The organism is Halorubrum sp. SS7 (assembly GCF_005435055.1).
GTDB classification, from domain to species: domain Archaea; phylum Halobacteriota; class Halobacteria; order Halobacteriales; family Haloferacaceae; genus Halorubrum; species Halorubrum salinarum.
This window is the reverse complement of the sequence record NZ_SGXV01000206.1, coordinates 1-685: the sequence shown is the minus strand read 5'-3', so window position 1 is coordinate 685 and position 685 is coordinate 1. Positions and strand designations below refer to the sequence as shown.

The 685-nt window shown below is 58.0% G+C and carries 1 protein-coding gene; it reads right to left on the bottom strand.

All coding sequences use genetic code 11. From position 1 onward, the window contains the following. Positions 1-330, bottom strand: a 330-nt coding sequence (locus EXE44_RS17655) for an archaellin/type IV pilin N-terminal domain-containing protein (RefSeq protein ID WP_137718025.1), incomplete at its 3' end; no start/stop codon positions are given. Positions 331-685: the final 355 nt, after the last annotated feature.

Genomic DNA, 685 nt, shown 5'->3' with positions numbered 1-685 from the left:
GCCCTCGCCGTCGCTACCCTCCCAGCTGACCAGTATCGAACCGATCTCGTCGCCTTGGAAGGTCGGCCCTGCGACGTAGGGCACTCGAACGACGTCAATGTCTCCGCGGGGGGGATTGCTGTTACCATTGTTCCACCCGCCCCACGATCGGTGTTCGGGCCCGAGCGTCACCTCCGCGTCGCCGAACCCGCGCAGCTCTTGGGGCTCTGGGAGCTCGCTCTCGAAGTCAAGAACGACGACGCCGATGGTAGCAGCGAGTATCACCACGATGGCGACCATGAGAATCGTGGCAACGACGGTCGTAACGCCGCGGTCACGGCTACCGTCCATCGCTCACTCCGGCGCAGGCGACCTGACTGCCACTCATACCAATACAACGGCCTGTTCCGGAAGTATACATTTCGATCCACATATCAGTTCTAATAGCCATTATTGCTGTTCAGTTACACGCCATGTGAGATTGAGACACATGCGCGCTGTATTCAGCAGGACACCGAGAACAGATCACTTGTTGAGAATTTCAACGGAGCCGTACCGAGGCATTTCAAACTCGGTGAGCGCTGCTCGTTCATATTGGTGTGTAACGCATGGAGACATCGTGCGAAGCCGACTAAGCGGCCAGCTCTAGCGACCAGTAGCATGAAAAATCGAGGTCGGGAGGCTACTGGGTGTCGTCCGCGAACAC